The organism is Actinoplanes solisilvae (assembly GCF_003999975.1).
In the GTDB taxonomy this organism is placed as follows: Bacteria; Actinomycetota; Actinomycetes; order Mycobacteriales; family Micromonosporaceae; genus Actinoplanes; species Actinoplanes solisilvae.
In genome coordinates, this window is the sequence record NZ_RJAC01000011.1 from 147,544 (window position 1) to 164,323 (window position 16,780).

21 protein-coding genes are annotated in these 16,780 nt (G+C 70.1%); 13 read left to right on the top strand and 8 right to left on the bottom strand.

Annotated elements, in window-relative coordinates; translation table 11 throughout:
• Window positions 1-5: 5 nt before the first annotated feature.
• From EER30_RS25980 to EER30_RS26000, 5 genes are all read right to left on the bottom strand, one after another.
• Window positions 6-386, bottom strand: coding sequence for a hypothetical protein (locus tag EER30_RS25980; RefSeq protein ID WP_127503209.1), 381 nt, complete (start codon window positions 384-386; stop codon window positions 6-8).
• Window positions 386-790, bottom strand: a complete 405-nt coding sequence (locus EER30_RS25985; RefSeq protein ID WP_127503210.1) for a hypothetical protein — start codon at window positions 788-790, stop codon at window positions 386-388. The genes EER30_RS25980 and EER30_RS25985 overlap by 1 nt, the downstream gene beginning before the upstream one ends.
• 120 nt (window positions 791-910) lie before the next feature.
• Complete coding sequence (locus tag EER30_RS25990; RefSeq protein ID WP_127503211.1) at window positions 911-1,651, bottom strand: amino acid ABC transporter ATP-binding protein; 741 nt, start codon at window positions 1,649-1,651, stop codon at window positions 911-913.
• Window positions 1,651-2,502, bottom strand: a complete 852-nt coding sequence (locus EER30_RS25995) for an amino acid ABC transporter permease (RefSeq protein ID WP_127503212.1) — start codon at window positions 2,500-2,502, stop codon at window positions 1,651-1,653. Before EER30_RS25995 ends, EER30_RS25990 begins: the two co-directional genes overlap by 1 nt.
• Before the next feature lie 32 nt (window positions 2,503-2,534).
• On the bottom strand, window positions 2,535-3,407 hold the full coding sequence (locus EER30_RS26000) for an ABC transporter substrate-binding protein (protein ID WP_127503213.1): 873 nt from the start codon (window positions 3,405-3,407) through the stop codon (window positions 2,535-2,537).
• 76 nt (window positions 3,408-3,483) lie between these two features.
• Between EER30_RS26000 and EER30_RS26005 the strand changes: the two genes are divergently transcribed.
• The 10 genes from EER30_RS26005 to pheT all read left to right on the top strand — a co-directional run bounded on the left by EER30_RS26005 (window position 3,484) and on the right by pheT (window position 12,493).
• Window positions 3,484-3,747 (top strand): phosphoribosyl-ATP diphosphatase, encoded by a 264-nt coding sequence (locus tag EER30_RS26005; protein ID WP_127503214.1) that lies wholly within the window; start codon window positions 3,484-3,486, stop codon window positions 3,745-3,747.
• Between the two features lie 45 nt (window positions 3,748-3,792).
• Window positions 3,793-4,635 carry an ATP phosphoribosyltransferase gene (hisG, locus tag EER30_RS26010; protein ID WP_127503215.1) on the top strand — a complete coding sequence of 281 codons (843 nt, stop codon included), beginning with the start codon at window positions 3,793-3,795 and terminating at the stop codon, window positions 4,633-4,635.
• Window positions 4,632-5,093 (top strand): PH domain-containing protein, encoded by a 462-nt coding sequence (locus tag EER30_RS26015; protein WP_240670301.1) that lies wholly within the window; start codon window positions 4,632-4,634, stop codon window positions 5,091-5,093. Before hisG ends, EER30_RS26015 begins: the two co-directional genes overlap by 4 nt.
• 332 nt (window positions 5,094-5,425) lie before the next feature.
• Entirely contained in the window at window positions 5,426-6,037 is a 612-nt protein-coding gene (gene infC, locus EER30_RS26020) for a translation initiation factor IF-3 (protein WP_127503332.1), read from the top strand.
• 69 nt (window positions 6,038-6,106) lie between these two features.
• The gene (gene rpmI / locus EER30_RS26025) at window positions 6,107-6,301 is read left to right on the top strand and encodes a 50S ribosomal protein L35 (RefSeq protein WP_127503216.1); all 195 of its coding nucleotides are present in this window, start codon (window positions 6,107-6,109) and stop codon (window positions 6,299-6,301) included.
• A 35-nt stretch (window positions 6,302-6,336) separates the two neighbouring features.
• Window positions 6,337-6,729: a 50S ribosomal protein L20 gene (rplT, locus tag EER30_RS26030; protein ID WP_127503217.1), complete on the top strand. Its 393-nt coding sequence runs from the start codon at window positions 6,337-6,339 to the stop codon at window positions 6,727-6,729.
• 260 nt (window positions 6,730-6,989) lie between these two features.
• Window positions 6,990-7,766, top strand: coding sequence for a TrmH family RNA methyltransferase (locus EER30_RS26035; protein ID WP_127503218.1), 777 nt, complete (start codon window positions 6,990-6,992; stop codon window positions 7,764-7,766).
• On the top strand, window positions 7,766-8,764 hold the full coding sequence (locus EER30_RS26040) for an alcohol dehydrogenase catalytic domain-containing protein (protein WP_127503219.1): 999 nt from the start codon (window positions 7,766-7,768) through the stop codon (window positions 8,762-8,764). The genes EER30_RS26035 and EER30_RS26040 overlap by 1 nt, the downstream gene beginning before the upstream one ends.
• A gap of 181 nt (window positions 8,765-8,945) precedes the next feature.
• Entirely contained in the window at window positions 8,946-10,007 is a 1,062-nt protein-coding gene (pheS, locus tag EER30_RS26045; RefSeq protein WP_127503220.1) for a phenylalanine--tRNA ligase subunit alpha, read from the top strand.
• A 5-nt stretch (window positions 10,008-10,012) separates the two neighbouring features.
• Entirely contained in the window at window positions 10,013-12,493 is a 2,481-nt protein-coding gene (pheT, locus tag EER30_RS26050; protein ID WP_127503221.1) for a phenylalanine--tRNA ligase subunit beta, read from the top strand.
• Between the two features lie 77 nt (window positions 12,494-12,570).
• Here pheT and EER30_RS26055 read toward each other — a convergent pair whose 3' ends face one another.
• Together EER30_RS26055 and EER30_RS26060 are read right to left on the bottom strand one after the other, a co-directional pair.
• Window positions 12,571-13,317: an SDR family oxidoreductase gene (locus EER30_RS26055; protein ID WP_127503222.1), complete on the bottom strand. Its 747-nt coding sequence runs from the start codon at window positions 13,315-13,317 to the stop codon at window positions 12,571-12,573.
• Between the two features lie 37 nt (window positions 13,318-13,354).
• Window positions 13,355-14,065 carry an SDR family oxidoreductase gene (locus EER30_RS26060; protein ID WP_127503223.1) on the bottom strand — a complete coding sequence of 237 codons (711 nt, stop codon included), beginning with the start codon at window positions 14,063-14,065 and terminating at the stop codon, window positions 13,355-13,357.
• 58 nt (window positions 14,066-14,123) lie between these two features.
• Here EER30_RS26060 and EER30_RS26065 point away from each other — a divergent pair, with 58 nt between their 5' ends.
• The 3 genes from EER30_RS26065 to EER30_RS26075 are packed head-to-tail and all read left to right on the top strand — an operon-like array spanning window position 14,124 to window position 15,985.
• On the top strand, window positions 14,124-14,486 hold the full coding sequence (locus EER30_RS26065; protein WP_127503224.1) for a MerR family transcriptional regulator: 363 nt from the start codon (window positions 14,124-14,126) through the stop codon (window positions 14,484-14,486).
• Window positions 14,487-14,524: 38 nt separating this feature from the next.
• On the top strand, window positions 14,525-15,196 hold the full coding sequence (locus EER30_RS26070; RefSeq protein ID WP_127503225.1) for a cysteine hydrolase family protein: 672 nt from the start codon (window positions 14,525-14,527) through the stop codon (window positions 15,194-15,196).
• A gap of 27 nt (window positions 15,197-15,223) precedes the next feature.
• The gene (locus EER30_RS26075) at window positions 15,224-15,985 is read left to right on the top strand and encodes a class I SAM-dependent methyltransferase (RefSeq protein ID WP_127503226.1); all 762 of its coding nucleotides are present in this window, start codon (window positions 15,224-15,226) and stop codon (window positions 15,983-15,985) included.
• 25 nt (window positions 15,986-16,010) lie between these two features.
• Here EER30_RS26075 and EER30_RS26080 read toward each other — a convergent pair whose 3' ends face one another.
• Window positions 16,011-16,769, bottom strand: coding sequence for an ABC transporter permease (locus tag EER30_RS26080; protein WP_127503227.1), 759 nt, complete (start codon window positions 16,767-16,769; stop codon window positions 16,011-16,013).
• Window positions 16,770-16,780 lie beyond the last annotated feature (11 nt).

Consider the following 16,780-nt stretch of genomic DNA (forward strand, 5'->3'; position numbering starts at 1 on the left):
GCTTCTCAGCCCTTCGTCAGACGGACGTTCGCGGTGAACGGCGGGCCGCCGGTGACCAGCATCGACAGGCTGGCCCGGCCCCGCTCGAACGGTGCGCCGAGGACGCTCGCGGTGACCCGGGCCATCGCGAGCGCCCCGCAGTCCAGCTCCTCGGTGGTGGTGCCACCGGCGAGCAGGCCGTCGTCGCGCACCTGGGCGATCGAGACGGTGACCGTGCCGGTGGTGTCCTCGGGGCAGGTGACGCCGTAGGAGACGTCCACGGCGGCGCCCTTGGCGACGAGGAGCGTCCAGAGGATCTCGACCTCGGGCCCGGCGGCGCGAGCCGGGGCCGCGTCGAGGACGATCGTGAGCAGGGCGGCACTCAGAATCGCAACGATCTTCCGCATCAGCTGATCCGAATCGTCTCGTCGAACGGGATGGTCTCGCAGCCGGTGTCGTCGCAGACCGTGCGTACGGTCGTGGCGGTGGCCGGCCCGCGCAGGAAGATCGCGCCGATCGGGTTGCGGAGCACGCGCAGCTCGATGGTCTGAGCCGCGCCGGTGCAGTCCGCCTTCTTCTGGCGGGTGCCCTGCGCGATTCGCGTGTCGTTCACGGCGGTGACCGTGACGACGACCTTGATGGTGGCGCCGGCCGGGCAGGTCGCGTCCAGTGTGACGACGACCCGCTCACCGGCCGCGGCCCGCTCGGCGGTGACGATGCGCGTGCTTGACGGGCCGGTGGCGGCCTGCGCCGACGGCGCTATCAGAAGAGTGGCGATCAGGACGGCAAGAAATGCGGTGAAACGACGCATAGCGGTCCTCTCAGTAGAGCAGAGGGCCGCCTCCCCGTTTTCGGCGGCTCACCCCCGTGCCCGCCGTAGCACCATGTCATGACCCCGCTACCGAGCGCCACATCATTACATTCAAATGTCTTAAAGCCGACCGGCCTCGATGATGCGGGCCAGGAACTGGCGGGTGCGGGCCTCCACCGGGTCGCCCAGCACCTGCTCGGGCGGGCCCTGTTCGAGGACGCGCCCGTTGTCGAGGAAGGCCACCCGGTCGGCCACCTGGCGTGCGAAGCCCATCTCGTGGGTCGCGAGCACCATCGTCACGCCCTCGCCCTTGAGGTCGCGGATCATCGTCAGCACCTCGCCGACCAGCTCCGGGTCGAGCGCCGAGGTCACCTCGTCGAGCAGCAGCAGCCGCGGGCTGTTGACCAGCGCCCGCACGATCGCCACCCGCTGTTGCTGCCCGCCCGAGAGCCGGTCGGGATAGCTGCCCGCGTGATTGAGCAGCCCCACCCGGGCGAGCCATTCGCGTGCCTGTTCCCGGGCGTCGGCGGCGGGTTTCCGGAAGACGCGGACCGGCGCGAGCGTGATGTTGTCGAGCACCGTCATGTGCGGGAACAGGTTGTACGACTGGAAGACCAGACCGATCTTCTGCCGTACGCGGTCCGGATCGATCCGCGGATCGGTGATGTCCTCGCCGTCCAGCGTGATCGTCCCGTCGTCGATCTCGGTCAGCAGGTTCACACAGCGCAGCAGGGTCGACTTGCCCGAGCCGGAGGCGCCGATCAGGGCCACCACCTCGTGCTCGTCCACGGCCAGGTCGAGCCCGTCGAGCACCACGGCCGGCCCGAACGTCTTCCGCACGCCGGTGCATTCGAGCAACATCAGGTCCCCGCGTTCTGCCGTCGGGCGGCGCGCAGCGTCACATAGTCGGTGATCCCGATCAGCGGCAGCGCCAGAAGCACGAAAAGCACACCGGCCACCACGTACGGGGTGAAGTTGGCCGTTCCCATCTGGTCGATCTGCGCGGCCCTGATCGCATCGATCGGCCCGGCCAGCGAGATCAGTCCCACGTCCTTCTGCATGGCCACCGTGTCGTTGAGCAGCGGAGGAGCCGACCGCCGGACGGCCTGGGGCAGCACCACGTGCCGCATGGCCTGGCGATAGCTGAGCCCGAGCGAGCGGGCCGCCGCGACCTGGCTCGGATGCACCGACTCGATGCCGGCCCGGAACACTTCGGCCAGATAAGCGCCGTACGTGATCACGATGGCCGCGCCGCCCAGCACGGTGACGCTCGGCGTGCCCTGCAACCGCAGCCCGGGGATGCCGAACGCGAACAGGTAGATCACGATGATCAGCGGCAGGCCGCGGAACGAGTACGTGTAGCCCGTCGCCAGCGCGCGCACCGGGAAGAAGACCGGGCCGCGCAGCGTACGCATCGTCGCGATCAGCAGCCCGAGCGCCAGCGCGCACAGGGCGCAGACGACGAAGAGCCGGATGTTGAGCCACAGCCCCTGCAGGATCGGGGCGAACGACTCGCGGGCCATCTCGCCGTTGAAGAAGGCCTGCCGTACGCGGTCCCACCCGGGCGCGCCCGTGATGAGGAACCCGAGCAGCGTGCCGAGGACCGCGGTGGACAGCGCGGCCAGCAGCACCGACCGGACCGCCTGCCGCTTGCGATAGGCGATCCGGCCCTGCTGTACCGCGCTCGGGTGGGGACCTCGGTCTTTAGGCATTTTTTGGGTGGTGGGCGGGGTGGTTGGATGGGTCACGTCAGCTCGGGAGCGCCGCCGGTGTCGGCCAGCCAGGTCTTCTCGAGCACGGCCAGCGTGCCGTCCTGCCGCAGCTGGTCGACCGCCGTGCTCACGCACTGGGTCAGCGCCGAGCCCTTGTCGAGCACCAGACCGAACTGCTCGGGCACGCCGACCTGCGGGAGCTGGCCGACGATGACGCCGTCCTTCAGTTCGGCGCCGGTCATGTAGAACGCGGTCGGCAGGTCGACCACGATGCCGTCGACCGTGCCGTTCTCGAGCGCGGCCTTGGCGTCGTCGTTGTTGTTGTAGACCGACGGCTGCTGGGTGGGCTTGATCACCTCGGTCAGGGCCGTGTAGCTCGTTGTGCCGACCTGGGCGCCGAGCTTCGCGTTCTTGAGCTCCGCGATCGTCTTGGCCCCGGCGATCTTCGAACCCTTCGTGGTGATCACCGTCTGGCGCACCAGGTAGTAGGGCGACGAGAAGTCGACCGCGTTACGCCGTTCGGGGGTGATCGAGAATTGGTTGATGTCGAAGTCGAACGCCTTCGGGCCCGGGGCGATGGCGTTGTTGAACGTCACCGACGTCCACGTCACGTTCCCGGGCGAGTAGCCGAGGCGCTGCGCGACCTGGTAGGCCACGGCGGACTCGAAGCCCTTGCCGTTCTTCGGGTCGTTGTCGGAGAACCACGGCGCGTACGCCGGGTTGTCGGTGCCGATCGTCAGCTTGCCGGCCGTCCGGGTCGGCAGCGCACCGGCCGGGCAGGCGTCCGCGGAGGCGGTAGCGGACGAGGTGGGAGCGGCTGTGTCATCGACGGGGGAGCACGCCGACAGGGCGGCGAGGGCGAGGACGGCGCCACCGGTCGTGAGAAGGGTGAATCGGCTGACCATGTCCGGCAGCCTAGGCCACGTCTCACCTGCTGGGGCCGTTCGTCGCCATCCCGTGACGAGTTGGCAAAATGGCCGCGTGAAGACGTTCGAAGAGCTGTTCGCCGAGCTTCAGGCGAAGGCGGCGGAGCGAACCCCCGGTTCGTCCACCGTCGCCGCGCTGGAGCGCGGAGTCCACTTCATCGGGAAAAAGGTCGTCGAAGAGGCGGCCGAGTCCTGGATGGCCGCCGAGCACGAAGGCCCCGAGCGGGCCGCCGAGGAGATCTCCCAGCTGCTCTACCAGGCCCAGGTTCTGATGATCGCGACCGGCCTCGACCTCAAGGACGTGTATCGACATCTGTGACGTGCCTCTCCGCCTCGACCACACACGTTGAAGGAGCACGTCGAAATGCTGCGCATCGCCGTCCCCAACAAGGGCACCCTGTCCCAGCCCGCGTCGCAGATGCTGCGCGACGCCGGTTACCGCCAGCGCACCGATCCGAAGGACCTCGTCTGCCGCGACGAGGCGAACAACGTCGAGTTCTTCTACCTGCGCCCGCGCGACATCGCCACGTACGTGGGGTCGGGCGATCTCGACCTGGGCATCACCGGCCGTGACCTGCTCGTCGACTCGGGCGTCCCGGCCACCGAGGTGCTCGACCTGAACTTCGGTGGGGCCACCTTCCGCTGGGCCGCCCCGGCCGGCTCGCTCACCTCGGCCGAGGAGGTCGGCGGGCGGCGCATCGCCACCGCCTACCCCGGAGTGGTCGAGCGCTGGCTGGCCGAGCACGAGCTCAAGGCCGACGTCGTGCGGCTCGACGGCGCGGTCGAGAACGCGGTACGCCTCGGCGTCGCCGACGTGATCGCCGACGTGGTCGAGACCGGCGCCACGCTGCGGCAGGCCGGGCTGGTCACGCTGGGGGAGCCGCTGCTGCGCTCGTCGGCGATCCTGATCGGCCGGGCCGACCGTGACACCGCCGCGGCGGCCCAGCTCGTCCGGCGTCTCCAGGGGGTGCTGGTGGCCCGGGGCTACGTCATGCTCGCCTACGACGTGCGCGCCGACCTGCTCGACGAGGCCACCGGTCTGACGCCGGGCTTCGAGTCGCCGACGGTGTCGCCGCTGCACCGCGAGGGGTGGGTCGCCGTCCAGGCGATGGTGCCGCGCGCGGGGGTGCACCGCACGATGGACGAGCTCTACGAGCTGGGCGCCCGGGCCATCCTGGTCACCGATATTGCGAACTGCCGACTGTGAGTACTCTCGTGGACGTGCCGAACGTGACCTATCGCCCCAAGAAGATCCGTTGGGTGGCCTATCCGGTCGCGGGTGCGGTGGTCGTGCTCTTCACCGTGCTCAGCTTCGGGCTGCACGGGTCGGCCGGGTTCAGCAACTCGGGCTCGTTCCAGCGCGGCGACCAGGCCGCCATGATCGGGCTCGGCATCCTGATCGGGCTGGGCGTGCTGACCTTCCTGCGGCCGCGCGTGGTCGCGAACGCCGAGGGCATCAAGGTCCGCAACGTCGTCGGCGGCTACGACCTGCCCTGGTCGGTGGTGCGCAAGGTGCGGTTCGACCGCAACTCGCCGTGGGCCCAGCTCGAGCTGCACGACGAGGAACAGATCTCGATCCACGCCCTGCAGGCCGCCGACAAGGACTATGCCGTCGAGGGTGTTCGCGAGCTGCGAAGACTGCACGCGGCGGCCGTCGACGCGTGAAGTTTCATACCTGGTAGGCTTGACGTCGTCGACCACGCCTGTTGTTGAGACAGGCGCGAAAGAGGAGCCCGCTGGTTCCCACCCGCCGCCTTTTCACTGAGGGCCGGGTCCGGTCACCTGAGTCCGGGGAATTTCCCGGGCTCGGGGCGCGTCCTTACAGGGGCGCCGATGACCGGTCGAGCGGGCCTTGGCATGCGCTGCCCTAGATTTTCTAGAGCTGAGCCAGCCGGGGCCTTCTGCTTTCCCGGCGCCCGTTGTCTGGGCGTGCGGGGCCGACCGACATTGGCAGCGTCCCCGCACCTGCGGGGGTGATCCCGTTCTTAGGAGGCCCCATCAGCGTCGAACCACGCGTTAACGAACAGATCCGGGCTCGTGAGGTCCGACTGGTCGGCCCCGAGGGTGAGCAGGTGGGCATCGTCCCGCTCGAGCGCGCCCTTCAGCTGGCCGCGGACGTCGACCTGGACCTGGTCGAGGTTGCTCCGATGGCGCGGCCGCCGGTGTGCAAGCTCATGGACTTCGGCAAGTTCAAGTACGAGAGCGCACTGAAGGCACGCGAAGCGCGGCGCAACCAGCAGCAGACCGTCATCAAGGAAATGAAGCTCCGCCCGAAGATCGACCCGCACGACTACGAGACCAAAAAGGGTCACGTGGTGCGGTTCCTCAAGGCGGGCGACAAGGTCAAGGTGACGATCATGTTCCGCGGTCGCGAGCAGAGCCGCCCCGAGCTGGGTTTCCGGCTCCTGCGCCGGCTCAGCGAGGAGATCTCGGAGCTGGGATTCGTGGAGGCAAGTCCGAAGCAGGACGGCCGAAACATGATTATGGTGCTGGCCCCGCACCGGGCGACGAAGGCCGCAGCCGTGGCCGCCAAGCCCACCCGTGAGGGACGCGAGGGCGAGGACGCCGTCGCGACGCCGGCGCCTGCTGCCGAAACCACCGCAGAGTAGACAGCTTTTTCGCACGTCGGGGGCCTGCTGGGCCCCCACACGTGCGGAAAGATCAGAAAGAGGCTCCAAGTGCCTAAGTTCAAGCCCCACACCGGAACCGGCAAGCGGGTGAAGGTCACCGGTAAGGGCAAGATCGTCCGCGAGAAGGCCGGCAAGCGCCACCTGCTCGAGGGCAAGTCCTCGCACGTCACCCGGCGCATGACCGGCACCACCGTCGTCGCCGAGGCTGACCTCAAGCGAGTCAAGAAGCTGCTGGGCCGCTGACGCGCGCCAGACCCGTCCCCTGTTAGGAGTTCGAAATGGCACGCGTCAAGCGGGCAGTCAACGCCCAGAAGAAGCGTCGCACGTTGCTGGAGACCGCCAGCGGATACCGCGGTCAGCGCTCGCGCCTTTACCGTAAGGCCAAGGAGCAGGTGCTGCACTCGATGCAGTATGCCTACCGCGACCGCCGTGACCGCAAGGGCGACTTCCGTCAGCTCTGGATCACGCGTATCAACGCGGGCGCCCGGGCCAACGGCCTGACCTACAACCGTCTCATCCAGGGTCTGCGCCTGGCCGAGATCGAGGTCGACCGCAAGATCCTGGCCGACCTCGCGGTGAACGACGCCGCCGCCTTCGCAGCGATCGTCGAGATCGCGAAGGCTGCTGTTCAGGCTGAGGGTACGGGCGGCGCTGCTGCCCAGGCCGCGTAAGTTTTTCTTCTGCAGGCGTCTCCCGATCGGTTCGGGAGGCGCCTGTGGCATTTCCAGGATCAAGTTCTGACGTGCCGGCGTTCAAAGACAAGTTCCCAAGATCAAATTCTCGATGTCCTAGCCGGGTGGGCGGTACAGACCGTCGCTCCCGCGGGGGCCGGCGCGGGCTTCGCTGGCCGCTGGCGCGTCCAGAGCGCGAAACCCACCCCGGCGACGTGAGTAAATGGGCGCGCCCCAACCCCAAACCTTTGGACTGATTGATGACGTTCACGTCCCGTACGCCCCGGATCGCTGCCGCCCGGAAGTTGCAGCGGCGCCGGGATCGCGATCAGAGCAAGCGTTTCCTGGCTGAGGGGCCGCAGGCGGTGCGGGAGGCGCTGGCCGCGGGCGTGGTGATCGAGTTGTTCGCGACCGAGGACGCCATCGAGCGGTATGCCGATCTGGTGGCGCACGCGCCGGTCGTGTCAGCGGTGACCGAGGACGGGCTGGCCGCGCTGACCGAGACCGTGCAGCCGCAAGGGCTGGTGGCGGTGTGCGAGCAGGTCGACGTGACGCTGGCGACGGCGCTCGCGAAAGGCCACCGGCTGGTGGCCGTGCTCGCCGAGATCCGCGACCCGGGCAACGCGGGCACGATTCTGCGGACAGCGGACGCGGCCGGAGCGGGCGCGGTGATCTTCGCGGGCGACGCGGTCGACCCCTACAACGGCAAATGCGTCCGCGCGTCGGCGGGCTCGTTGTTTCATGTAGATGTGATCCGTTCTCCGCTCGATGTCGTGAATCCGCTGCGTGACGCCGGACTGCAGGTGCTGGCCACCAGCGGCTACGGCGCCGACGACCTGGACACCCTGGCCGACGAGGGCGTGCTGGCCGCGCCCACGGCCTGGCTGTTCGGCTCGGAGGCGCACGGCCTGCCCGACACGCTGCTCGAGGCGGCCGACCGGCGCGTGCGCGTGCCGATCTACGGCGGGGCGGAGAGCCTGAACCTGGCCGCGGCCGCCGCCGTCTGCCTCTACGCGTCCGCCCGGGCACAGCGCTGATGCGGGCCATCGTCTACGACGCCGTCGGGGCGCCGCCGCGGATCGCCGAGATCTCTCCCTTCGACTGCCCGCCGACCGGCGCGATCGTCGACGTGAAGGCCACCGGGCTGTGCCGCTCCGACTGGCACGCCTGGCGCGGGCACGACCCGGTGCCGCTGCCGCACATCCCCGGGCACGAGTTCGCCGGTGTGGTGGCCGAGGTCGGCGACCAGGTCAAGGCGTTCGCGGTCGGCGACCGGGTGACGGCGCCGTTCGTCAACGGGTGCGGCGTCTGCGAGTTCTGCGTCGCGGGCCGGGCCCAGATCTGCCCCGACCAGACCCAGCCCGGGTTCACCCATCCGGGGTCGTTCGCCGAGCAGGTCGTGGTGCGGGCGGCCGACACCAATCTCGTACGCCTTCCCGCCAACGTCGACTTCGTCGCGGCGGCGGCGCTCGGCTGCCGGTTCGCCACCGCCTTCCGCGCGCTGACCGGGCACGGGCCGGTCGCCGACGACGCGGTGGTGGCGGTCTTCGGCTGCGGCGGCGTCGGCCTGTCGGCGATCATGATCGCGAACGCGCTGGGTCTGCGGGTCCTGGCCGTCGACCCGTCCCCGGCGGCCAACTCTCTCGCGGCCTCCTTCGGCGCGGTCATCGTGCACAAGATCGACCAGGAAGCGGACATCGCCATCGACGCGTACGGGTCGGCCGAGACCGCGGCGGCGTCGGTGCGCAGCCTGCGGCGCGGCGGCCGGCACGTGCAGGTCGGGCTGATGCTCGGCGACGACGCGCGCGCCCCGCTGCCCTGGGACCTCGTGGTGGCCCGCGAACTGCACGTCGTCGGCTCGCACGGCATGGCCGCCGTCGACTACCCGCCGATGCTCGACCTGGTGGCGCGCGGCCGGCTCGACCCGGGCCGTCTGGTCGGGTCGGTGATCCCGCTGGAGGCGGTCGGGGTGGCCCTCACCACGATGGACTCGCCCATCCCGGGGCACGCCGGTATCACAGTCGCGACGCACTAGGTATGCTTCGTTTCGTGCCAGGACTCCCGAAGCTGTTTAGCCGGCCCGCTGGTCGCGGGCGCCTGAGCTAGTTCTCAATCCGGCTAGCTTCCTCCTGGGCGACATCCCCTGACCGGCGGGCTGCGGCCGCGCCGCGCCTCCGTAGACTGCCCGGTGGCTACCAGAGGGAGTTCGCCCGACCATGTCCTACCGCAACGATCCTTACGATCCGAAGCAGGCTGCCCTGCTCGACCCGGCCGCTCTCGAAGCCGCCGTCGACGAGGCGCGCAAGGCCTTCGACAGCGCCTCCGACCTCGACGCCCTGGCCGCGCTGAAGCCCGCGCACCTCGGCGATCGAGCCCCCGTCTCGCTGGCCCGGCGCGAGATCGGTTCGCTGCCGCCGGCCGCCAAGTCCGACGCCGGCAAGCGGGTCAACCTCGCCCGCCAGTCCGTCCAGGGGGCGTACGACTCCCGCCTGGCCGAGCTCGAGATCGAGCGCGCCGCCAAGGTGCTGGTCGAGGAGCGCGTCGACGTCACCCTGCCCTGGGACCGTCGTCCCCGCGGCGCCCGGCACCCGCTGACCACGCTGATGGAGCACATGGGCGACCTGTTCTCCGGCATGGGCTACGACATCGTCGAGGGCCCCGAACTCGAGCTCGAGTGGGCCAACTTCGACGCCTTGAACATCGGGCCCGACAACGCCGTCCGCGGGTCGATGGACACGTTCTACGTCGACGTGCCCGGTCTGGTCATGCGCACCCACACCTCGCCGGGCCAGGTGCGCACGATGCTCACCCGCACGCCGCCGATCTATGTGGTCAGCCCCGGGCGCGCCTACCGTTCGGACGAGCTCGACGCCACCCACAGCCCGGTCTTCCACCAGCTCGAAGGCCTGGTCGTCGACGAGGGCATCACGATGGCCCACCTGCGGGGCACGCTCGACCACTTCGCCAAGGCGATGTTCGGCCCCGACGCGCGCACCCGCTGGCGGCCGCACTACTTCCCGTTCACCGAGCCGTCGGCCGAGTTCGACGTCTGGTTCGCGCAGCACCGCGACGGCCCGCGCTGGGTCGAGTGGGGCGGCTGCGGCATGGTCAACCCGCGGGTGCTGACCGCCTGCGGCATCGACCCCGAGCGTTATTCGGGCTTCGCGTTCGGCATGGGCGTCGAGCGCACCCTGATGTTCCGCAACGGCGTCAGCGACATGCGCGACATGGTCGAGGGCGACGTTCGCTTCACCACGAACTTCGGAATGGAGGTCTGACGAGCATGAAGACGTCACTGTCATGGCTGCGTGACTACGTCGAGCTGCCCGCCGGCCTCACCGCCGATCAGCTCGACGAAGCGCTGACCAACCTCGGCATGGAGGTCGAGTCGATCGTCGACCAGGGCGCCACCGTCAAGGGTGACCTGGTCGTCGGCCGCGTGCTGACCATCGAGGAGCTGACCGGTTTCAAGAAGCCGATCCGCTTCACCACCGTCGACGTCGGCCGCGACGCGCCCCAGGAGATCGTCTGCGGCGCCCGCAACTTCAGCGAGGGCGACCTGGTCGCGGTCATCCTGCCGGGCGGCGAGCTCCCCGGCGGCTTCACGATCGGCGCGCGGAAGACGTACGGGCGCCAGTCGAACGGCATGATCTGCTCGGCCGCCGAACTCGGCCTGGGCGACGAGCACGACGGCATCATCGTGCTGCCGGCCGACGCGGCCGCCCCCGGTGACGACGCGCGTCCCGTGGTCGGTCTGGCCGACGTGCTGGTCGAGGTCGAGATCACGCCCGACCGCGGTTACGAGATGAGCCTTCGCGGCCTGGCCCGCGAGCTTTCGTACGCCTTCAGCGCCGCCTACACCGACCCGGCCACGCTCGTCTCCGCCCCCGGCGCGACCGCGACCCCGCCGTACGCGGTGAATGTCGAGGACACGGTCGGGTGTGACCGCTTCTCGGCCCGTGTGGTGCGCGGCATCGACCCGAACGCCGCGTCGCCGGCCTGGATGCGGGAGCGCCTCGTCGCGTCCGGCATCCGCTCGATCTCGCTGCCGGTCGACATCACGAACTACCTGATGCTCGAACTCGGCCAGCCGATGCACGTCTTCGACCTGAACCGGCTCAGCGGCGGCCTGGTCGTGCGCCGCGCCCGGCCCGGCGAGAAGCTGACCACGCTCGACGGCGTGGCCCGCGTGCTCGACGCCGAGGACATGGTGATCTGCGACGACACCGGCCCGATCTCGCTCGCCGCGGTCATGGGCGGCGAGACCAGCGAGTGGCAGCCCGACACGGTCGACGTGCTGCTCGAGGCGGCGCACTGGGACGCCGTCATGGTCGGCCGCACGGCCCGCCGCCACAAGCTGTTCAGCGAGGCCGCCAAGCGCTGGGAGCGCGGCGTCGACCCCCAGCTCACCCTGGTCGCCCTCGAACGGGCCGTGCGGATCCTGACCGAGCACGCCGGTGGCACCGTCGACGACCGCGTCCTCGACATCGACCACGTGGTCGCCCCCGCGACGATCGAACTCGACCCGGGCCTGCCCACCCGGCGCATCGGCCTGGCCTACAACTCCGACCAGGTCACCGAGCTGCTCGGCCGGGTCGGGTGCACGGTCACCGGCGTCGACCCGCTCGCGGTCACCCCGCCGTCCTGGCGCCCCGACCTGCTCGCGCCGATCGACCTGGTCGAAGAGGTCGCACGGCTCGGCGGGTACAACGACATCCCGTCGATCCTGCCGCCCGCCCGCGGGGGCAGCGGCCTCACGCCGTCGCAGCGCCGCCGTCGCTCGGTGGGCCGGGCGCTGGCCGAAAACGGGTACGTCGAAGTGCTGTCCTACCCGTTCGTGGCGCCCACGGCCGCTGACCAGCTCGGCTACCCGGCCGACGACCCGCGGCGCAGCGCCGTACGCCTGACTAACCCGCTCTCCGAGACCGACCCGCTGCTGCGTACGTCGCTGCTGGCGCCGCTGCTCGGCACGCTCAAGCGCAACCTCGGACGAGGTCGTCGAGACCTGGCGCTGTTCGAGACGGGCACGGTGTTCCTGCCGCGCCTGGCGTCGACCGCGCCGCCGGCGATGGGCGTCGACCGCGCCCCGACCGACGAGGAGTGGGCCGAGGCGAACACGATCGTGCCGGCCCAGCCGTGGCACCTCGCGGTCGTGCTCACCGGCGACGCCGACCCGGCCGGCTGGTGGGGCCCGGGCCGCCCGGCTTCGTGGGCCGACGCGATCGAGGCGGCGCGGATCGCGCTGTCCGCGGCCGGCATCGACCCCGCCCGGGTCAGCGTGGCCGCGGCCGAGCTGGCCCCGTGGCACCCCGGCCGGTGCGCGGCGATCGCCGTCGACGGCACAGTGGTCGGCCACGCGGGCGAACTGCACCCGGCCGTCGTGTCGGCGTTCGAGCTGCCCAAGCGCACCAGCGCGATGGAGCTCGACCTGGACGCGGTGCCGCTGCCCCCGGTCACCCAGGCGAAGCGGATCTCGTCGTTCCCGCCCGCCCTGATCGACGTCGCCCTGATCGTCGACCGGGGTGTGCCGGCGGCCGACGTCTCGTTGGTGCTCGCGGGTGGCGCCGGGGACCTGCTCGAGACGGTGTCGCTGTTCGACCTGTACGAGTCGGACCAGCTCGGTGAGGACAAGAAGTCCCTCGCCTACAAGCTGACCTTCCGCGCCCCCGACCGCACGCTCACCACCGAGGAGACCCTGGCCGCGCGCGACGCCGCCGTCACCGCGGTCGCCGCCCGCTTCGGAGCCACCCTCCGCGGAGCCTGAGCGCTTGAGAGCCGCCGCTTGGGCGGGCCTGCTTCAGGCCCCGCCCAGCGGCGGCTTTCCCATCTCGTCGGCCCGGCCTAGTCGATGGTGTGACCACCGTTGACCGTGATCCGTTCGCCGGTCACGAAGCGGGCGGCATCCGACGCCACGAACGACACCACGTCGGCGATCTCCTGCGGCGTGCCGAGCCGTCCCAGCGGCACGTCGGCCACGTAGTCGGCGCTGTTCTCCTCGGTGATCTCCCCGTGCCGCTCGACCGGGATCCAGCCCGGCGCGACCACGTTCACGGTCACGCCGTGCACGCCCAGCTCGCGCGCCCAGGTGCGGGCCAGCACGAGCTGGGCGCCCTTGGCCGCGTTGTAGGCCGACCAGCCCGGCAGTGCCCGCTCGACCATGTCGGAGCCGATGTGGATGAAGCGCCCGCCACCGAGCCGCCGCATGTGGGGGAGCGTGGCGTGCAGCAGCAGGGTGGGGCTCTTCACGAAGAACACGAGCTGGTCGAGATGGTCCTGCCAGGTGGTGTTCTCGGCCTTGGCCGCGGGCTGCGGCCCGGTAGCGTTGGCGACCACAACCCGTACGGGCCCCAGGGTCTGCTCGATCTCGGCGGCCAGGCGGGCGACGTCATCCTCGTCGGTCACGTCGGCCTGAAACGCGACGGCCCGCCCACCGGCCGCCTCGATGTCGGTCACCACCCGCGAGGCCCCGTCGGCGTCGGACCGATAGTTCACCGCCACCGCGAGCCCATCGGCGGCCAGGCGCCGGCACAGATGCGCCCCCAGCCCCCGCGAACCCCCGGTGACCAGCGCACTCCCCGAGATCATCATGCGCCGACCGTACTCGCCCTCTTTTCTGTCAGTCGTATCAGCTGAAGAGGGCGCCGGGGATGTCGGCGTAGAAGAGGGCGGGGTCGCGGGACAGGGAGGCCTTGACGTTGGCGGTGGGAGCGTCGGCGATGACCTCGAGCTTGCCCGCTTCCAGGCCGTCCAGGGCGATGGCGACCACCTCGTGCGGCGGGAGCTTCGGGATGTCGTACCCGGCCATCATGTCGGTGTCGGCGATGGCCAGGGCCAGCGCGGTGACCTGGGTCTTCTGGTCGGTCAGCTCGAGCCGGATGCCGTTGGTGAGAGACCATTCCGCGGCTTTGGAGGCGGCGTAGCCGTTGCTGGCCGGGGCGAAGGCGTACCAGCTCAGCGCCGAGATGACGTTGAGGATGGCGCCGCCGGCGAGTTTGGGCGCGAAGGCGCGGGTGACGTCGAGGGTGCCCCAGAAGTTCGTGTCGAACTCGCGGCGGATGTTCTCGACGGACGGGCCGAGCAGGGGAGCGTTCGTGGAGATGCCCGCGTTGTTGACGAGGATGTCGAGGTCGCCCACCTCGGCCGCCGCGGCTGCGACGGACGCCGGGTCGGTGATGTCGAGCTGGAGGGGGACGACGCCGGGGATGTCGATGCGCTCGGGGCGGCGCGCGGTGGCGTAGACCGTGTCGGCCCCGCGGGCGAGGAGAGCCTCGGCGAACGCCTTGCCGAGGCCACGGTTGGCGCCGGTGACGAGAGCTTTCGTGCCTTTGATCTGCATGCCGCTAGACTAAAACCTCACGTTGACGTCAGAGGCAAGTGTTGCGAGGGGGGTCACTGTGCGGATCGGGGACCTGGCGACCAGGGCTCGGGTGAGTGTGCGGGCGCTGCGGTACTACGAGGAGCAGGGTCTGCTGGCCTCGACGCGGAGTCAGAGCGGGCAGCGGCTCTATGGGGACGCGGCGGTCAACCGGGTGCGGCTGATCCAGCAGTTGTACGGCGCGGGCCTGTCCAGCAGGACGATCGCCGAGCTGCTGCCGTGTGTGGACGCCCAGGTGAGCACGCCGGAGTCGCGGGAACGGCTCGCCGCGGAACGGGACCGGATCAACAACCAGATCGCCGAACTGATCATCGCCCGTGACCGGCTCGACGACATCATCGACGTGACGTCGAGGCCGAACCCGCAGTGCGACTACGTTTGAGCGCGGGTCCGCGCCTGTAAGTGCGGTAGCTTCGCGCGATGGAGCGCAGAACCCACGCCTGGCGAATCGAACAGCGCGAGTACGACCGCCAGGAATCACGGCGGGGCCGGCGGCACGCGTTCACGAGTCTGGTGCCGCAGCGGACGGCGCTCGTGGTCGTCGACATGGTGCCGTTCTTCGTGAAGGAGAACGAATACACGTTCGGGATCGTCCCGAACATCTCGCGACTGGCCGGCAGCTTGCGGGCGGCCGGGGGCACCGTGGTGTGGGTGTTGCCGGGCGCGACCGAGCCGACGCCGGTCGATGAGGAGTTCTTCGGCGTGGAACACGCGAAGGTCTTCGCGAACAGCGGCGGTGAGGGGTCGCTGAGGGAACGGCTGTGGCACGAGTTCGAGGTGAGCGACGCCGACCTGATCGTGGAGAAGACGGCGACCAGCGCGTTCTTCCCGGGCTTCTCGCCGCTGCCCGAACTGTTGACGGAGCGCGGCATCGACACGGTCTTGATCACCGGAACGGTGACCAACGTCTGCTGCGAGGCGTCGGCGCGGGACGCGGGCACGCTGGGCTTCCGGGTCGTGATGGTCGCGGACGCCAACTCGGCCCGCCGCGACGAGGACCACAACGCGACGCTCTACACGATCTACCGCACTTACGGCGACGTCCGCACCACCGACGAGGTGGTCTCGCTCGTGGAAAACCCCGCGACCTGAGAACGCGGACGTGTGAGGATCGGTGGTGTGTCTGAACGCGCATTGAGCTTCGGGGCCATGGCCGAGGCGTACGAGCGGTATCGCCGGGGCTATCCCGAGGAGCTCTTCGAAGCGGTGATCGCCTATGCGGGCCGTCCGGTGCACACCGCCCTCGAGATCGGCGCGGGTACGGGCAAGGCCACCCGCCTGTTCGCCGGCCGGGGAATCGCGATCACCGCGACCGACCCCGACCCGGACATGCTCGCCGAATTGCGCGAGCACGTCCCGGCGGAGGTCCGCACCGAGCGGGCCGCCTTCGAAGACCTGCCGACCGGGAACAGCTACGGCCTGGTCTATTCGGCGGCCGCGCTGCACTGGACGAGGCCCGAGGGGAGATGGGACCGCATGGCCGCGCTCGTCGAGCCGGGCGGCGTGTTCACCAACTTCGGCGGCCCGGTCCAGCTCGCCGACCCCACGATCGACGACGCCGTGCGGACAGCCCGTGCCCCGTTCCTGGCCGGTGACGATTTCCCCTCGCCCGATGGCACCCCGCCCGAGCAGGCGATGCAGTGGCCCGGCACGGAACTCGAGAACGACGAGCGGTTCACCGACGTCCGCCAGTTCACGATCGAGCGCCGCCTCACGATGGCCGCCGACGACTTCGTGGGCCACCTCTCCACGGTCTCGGCCTATCTCGAGCTGCCGCCCTCGACGCGCGAGCAGGTCTATGCCCGCATCCGCGAGGTGCTGCCGGAAACCGTCGACATCAACGCTGACATCGTCGTTCACCTGGCCCGACGGGCTGGCTGACCGATCCGGCCGCGCCGATTCTCCGTCATGACACATCGCGGCGTCCGAGGGCGAGAGCACCGGCCACGAGCGCGACGATCATGTAGCCGGCCAGCACGACAACCGCACCCGGGCGGGACAGCAGATAGGGATGGTCGGCGCCCGTGATCTGGGGTGTCAGGTTGGGCAGGAGAACCGTGGCCAGCCGCAGATGCCAGACCGTCGGCAGGAAGTGGGCCAGGGTCGGCGCGACCAGGATCAGTCCACCGAGGGTCAGCAGGGTCGCGGCCGTCGACCGCAGGACAGCGCCCAAGCCGACACCGACAACGCTCGTGACCGCGACGACCAGGGCGGTGCAGCCGATGGTCGGCAGGGCATCTGTCCACTCGGGCCAGGGGTTGAGGGGCGGCGGACGATCGCCCAGCAGCAGCCTCGCGCCGATGAAGGAGAGCAGCGCGAAGGCACCGCCCGCGAGCAAGCCGATCGCGCCGCTGACCGCGGCCTTGGAGGCAAGTAGCAGCCGCCGGTGAGGAACCGCGAGCAGGCCGGGATCGGGCGAGCCGGTGATCGACAGAGCGCCGATGGCCCCGATGAAGAACATGACGAACGGCATGATGACCACCGTCGGGTCGGCCGTCTCGAAATTCGCCTGCTCGGCCGTGGTCGCCGCGTCGAACGCCTGGATCAGCAGGAACAGCAGCGTCATGCCGAGCAGCGTGGCCGCGGCGGCCGCGACCAGGAAGGCGGAGGTCGACCGCACCGTGCGCAACTTCAGCCACTCGGCGGCCATCACATCGGTGCTCATGCCGCCACCTC

Bases quoted from the DNA above. Each gene is read 5' to 3' on its own strand.
- rplT (WP_127503217.1), top strand. From the start codon at position 6,337: ATGGCACGCGTCAAGCGGGCAGTCAACGCCCAGAAGAAGCGTCGCACG.
- EER30_RS26080 (WP_127503227.1), bottom strand. From the start codon at position 16,769: ATGAGCACCGATGTGATGGCCGCCGAGTGGCTGAAGTTGCGCACGGTG.
- EER30_RS25990 (WP_127503211.1), bottom strand. From the start codon at position 1,651: ATGTTGCTCGAATGCACCGGCGTGCGGAAGACGTTCGGGCCGGCCGTG.
- pheS (WP_127503220.1), top strand. From the start codon at position 8,946: ATGTCCTACCGCAACGATCCTTACGATCCGAAGCAGGCTGCCCTGCTC.
- pheT (WP_127503221.1), top strand. From the start codon at position 10,013: ATGAAGACGTCACTGTCATGGCTGCGTGACTACGTCGAGCTGCCCGCC.
- EER30_RS25980 (WP_127503209.1), bottom strand. From the start codon at position 386: ATGCGGAAGATCGTTGCGATTCTGAGTGCCGCCCTGCTCACGATCGTC.
- EER30_RS26040 (WP_127503219.1), top strand. From the start codon at position 7,766: ATGCGGGCCATCGTCTACGACGCCGTCGGGGCGCCGCCGCGGATCGCC.
- EER30_RS26060 (WP_127503223.1), bottom strand. From the start codon at position 14,065: ATGCAGATCAAAGGCACGAAAGCTCTCGTCACCGGCGCCAACCGTGGC.
- EER30_RS25985 (WP_127503210.1), bottom strand. From the start codon at position 790: ATGCGTCGTTTCACCGCATTTCTTGCCGTCCTGATCGCCACTCTTCTG.
- hisG (WP_127503215.1), top strand. From the start codon at position 3,793: ATGCTGCGCATCGCCGTCCCCAACAAGGGCACCCTGTCCCAGCCCGCG.
- EER30_RS26070 (WP_127503225.1), top strand. From the start codon at position 14,525: ATGGAGCGCAGAACCCACGCCTGGCGAATCGAACAGCGCGAGTACGAC.
- EER30_RS25995 (WP_127503212.1), bottom strand. From the start codon at position 2,502: ATGCCTAAAGACCGAGGTCCCCACCCGAGCGCGGTACAGCAGGGCCGG.
- EER30_RS26035 (WP_127503218.1), top strand. From the start codon at position 6,990: ATGACGTTCACGTCCCGTACGCCCCGGATCGCTGCCGCCCGGAAGTTG.
- EER30_RS26055 (WP_127503222.1), bottom strand. From the start codon at position 13,317: ATGATGATCTCGGGGAGTGCGCTGGTCACCGGGGGTTCGCGGGGGCTG.
- EER30_RS26000 (WP_127503213.1), bottom strand. From the start codon at position 3,407: ATGGTCAGCCGATTCACCCTTCTCACGACCGGTGGCGCCGTCCTCGCC.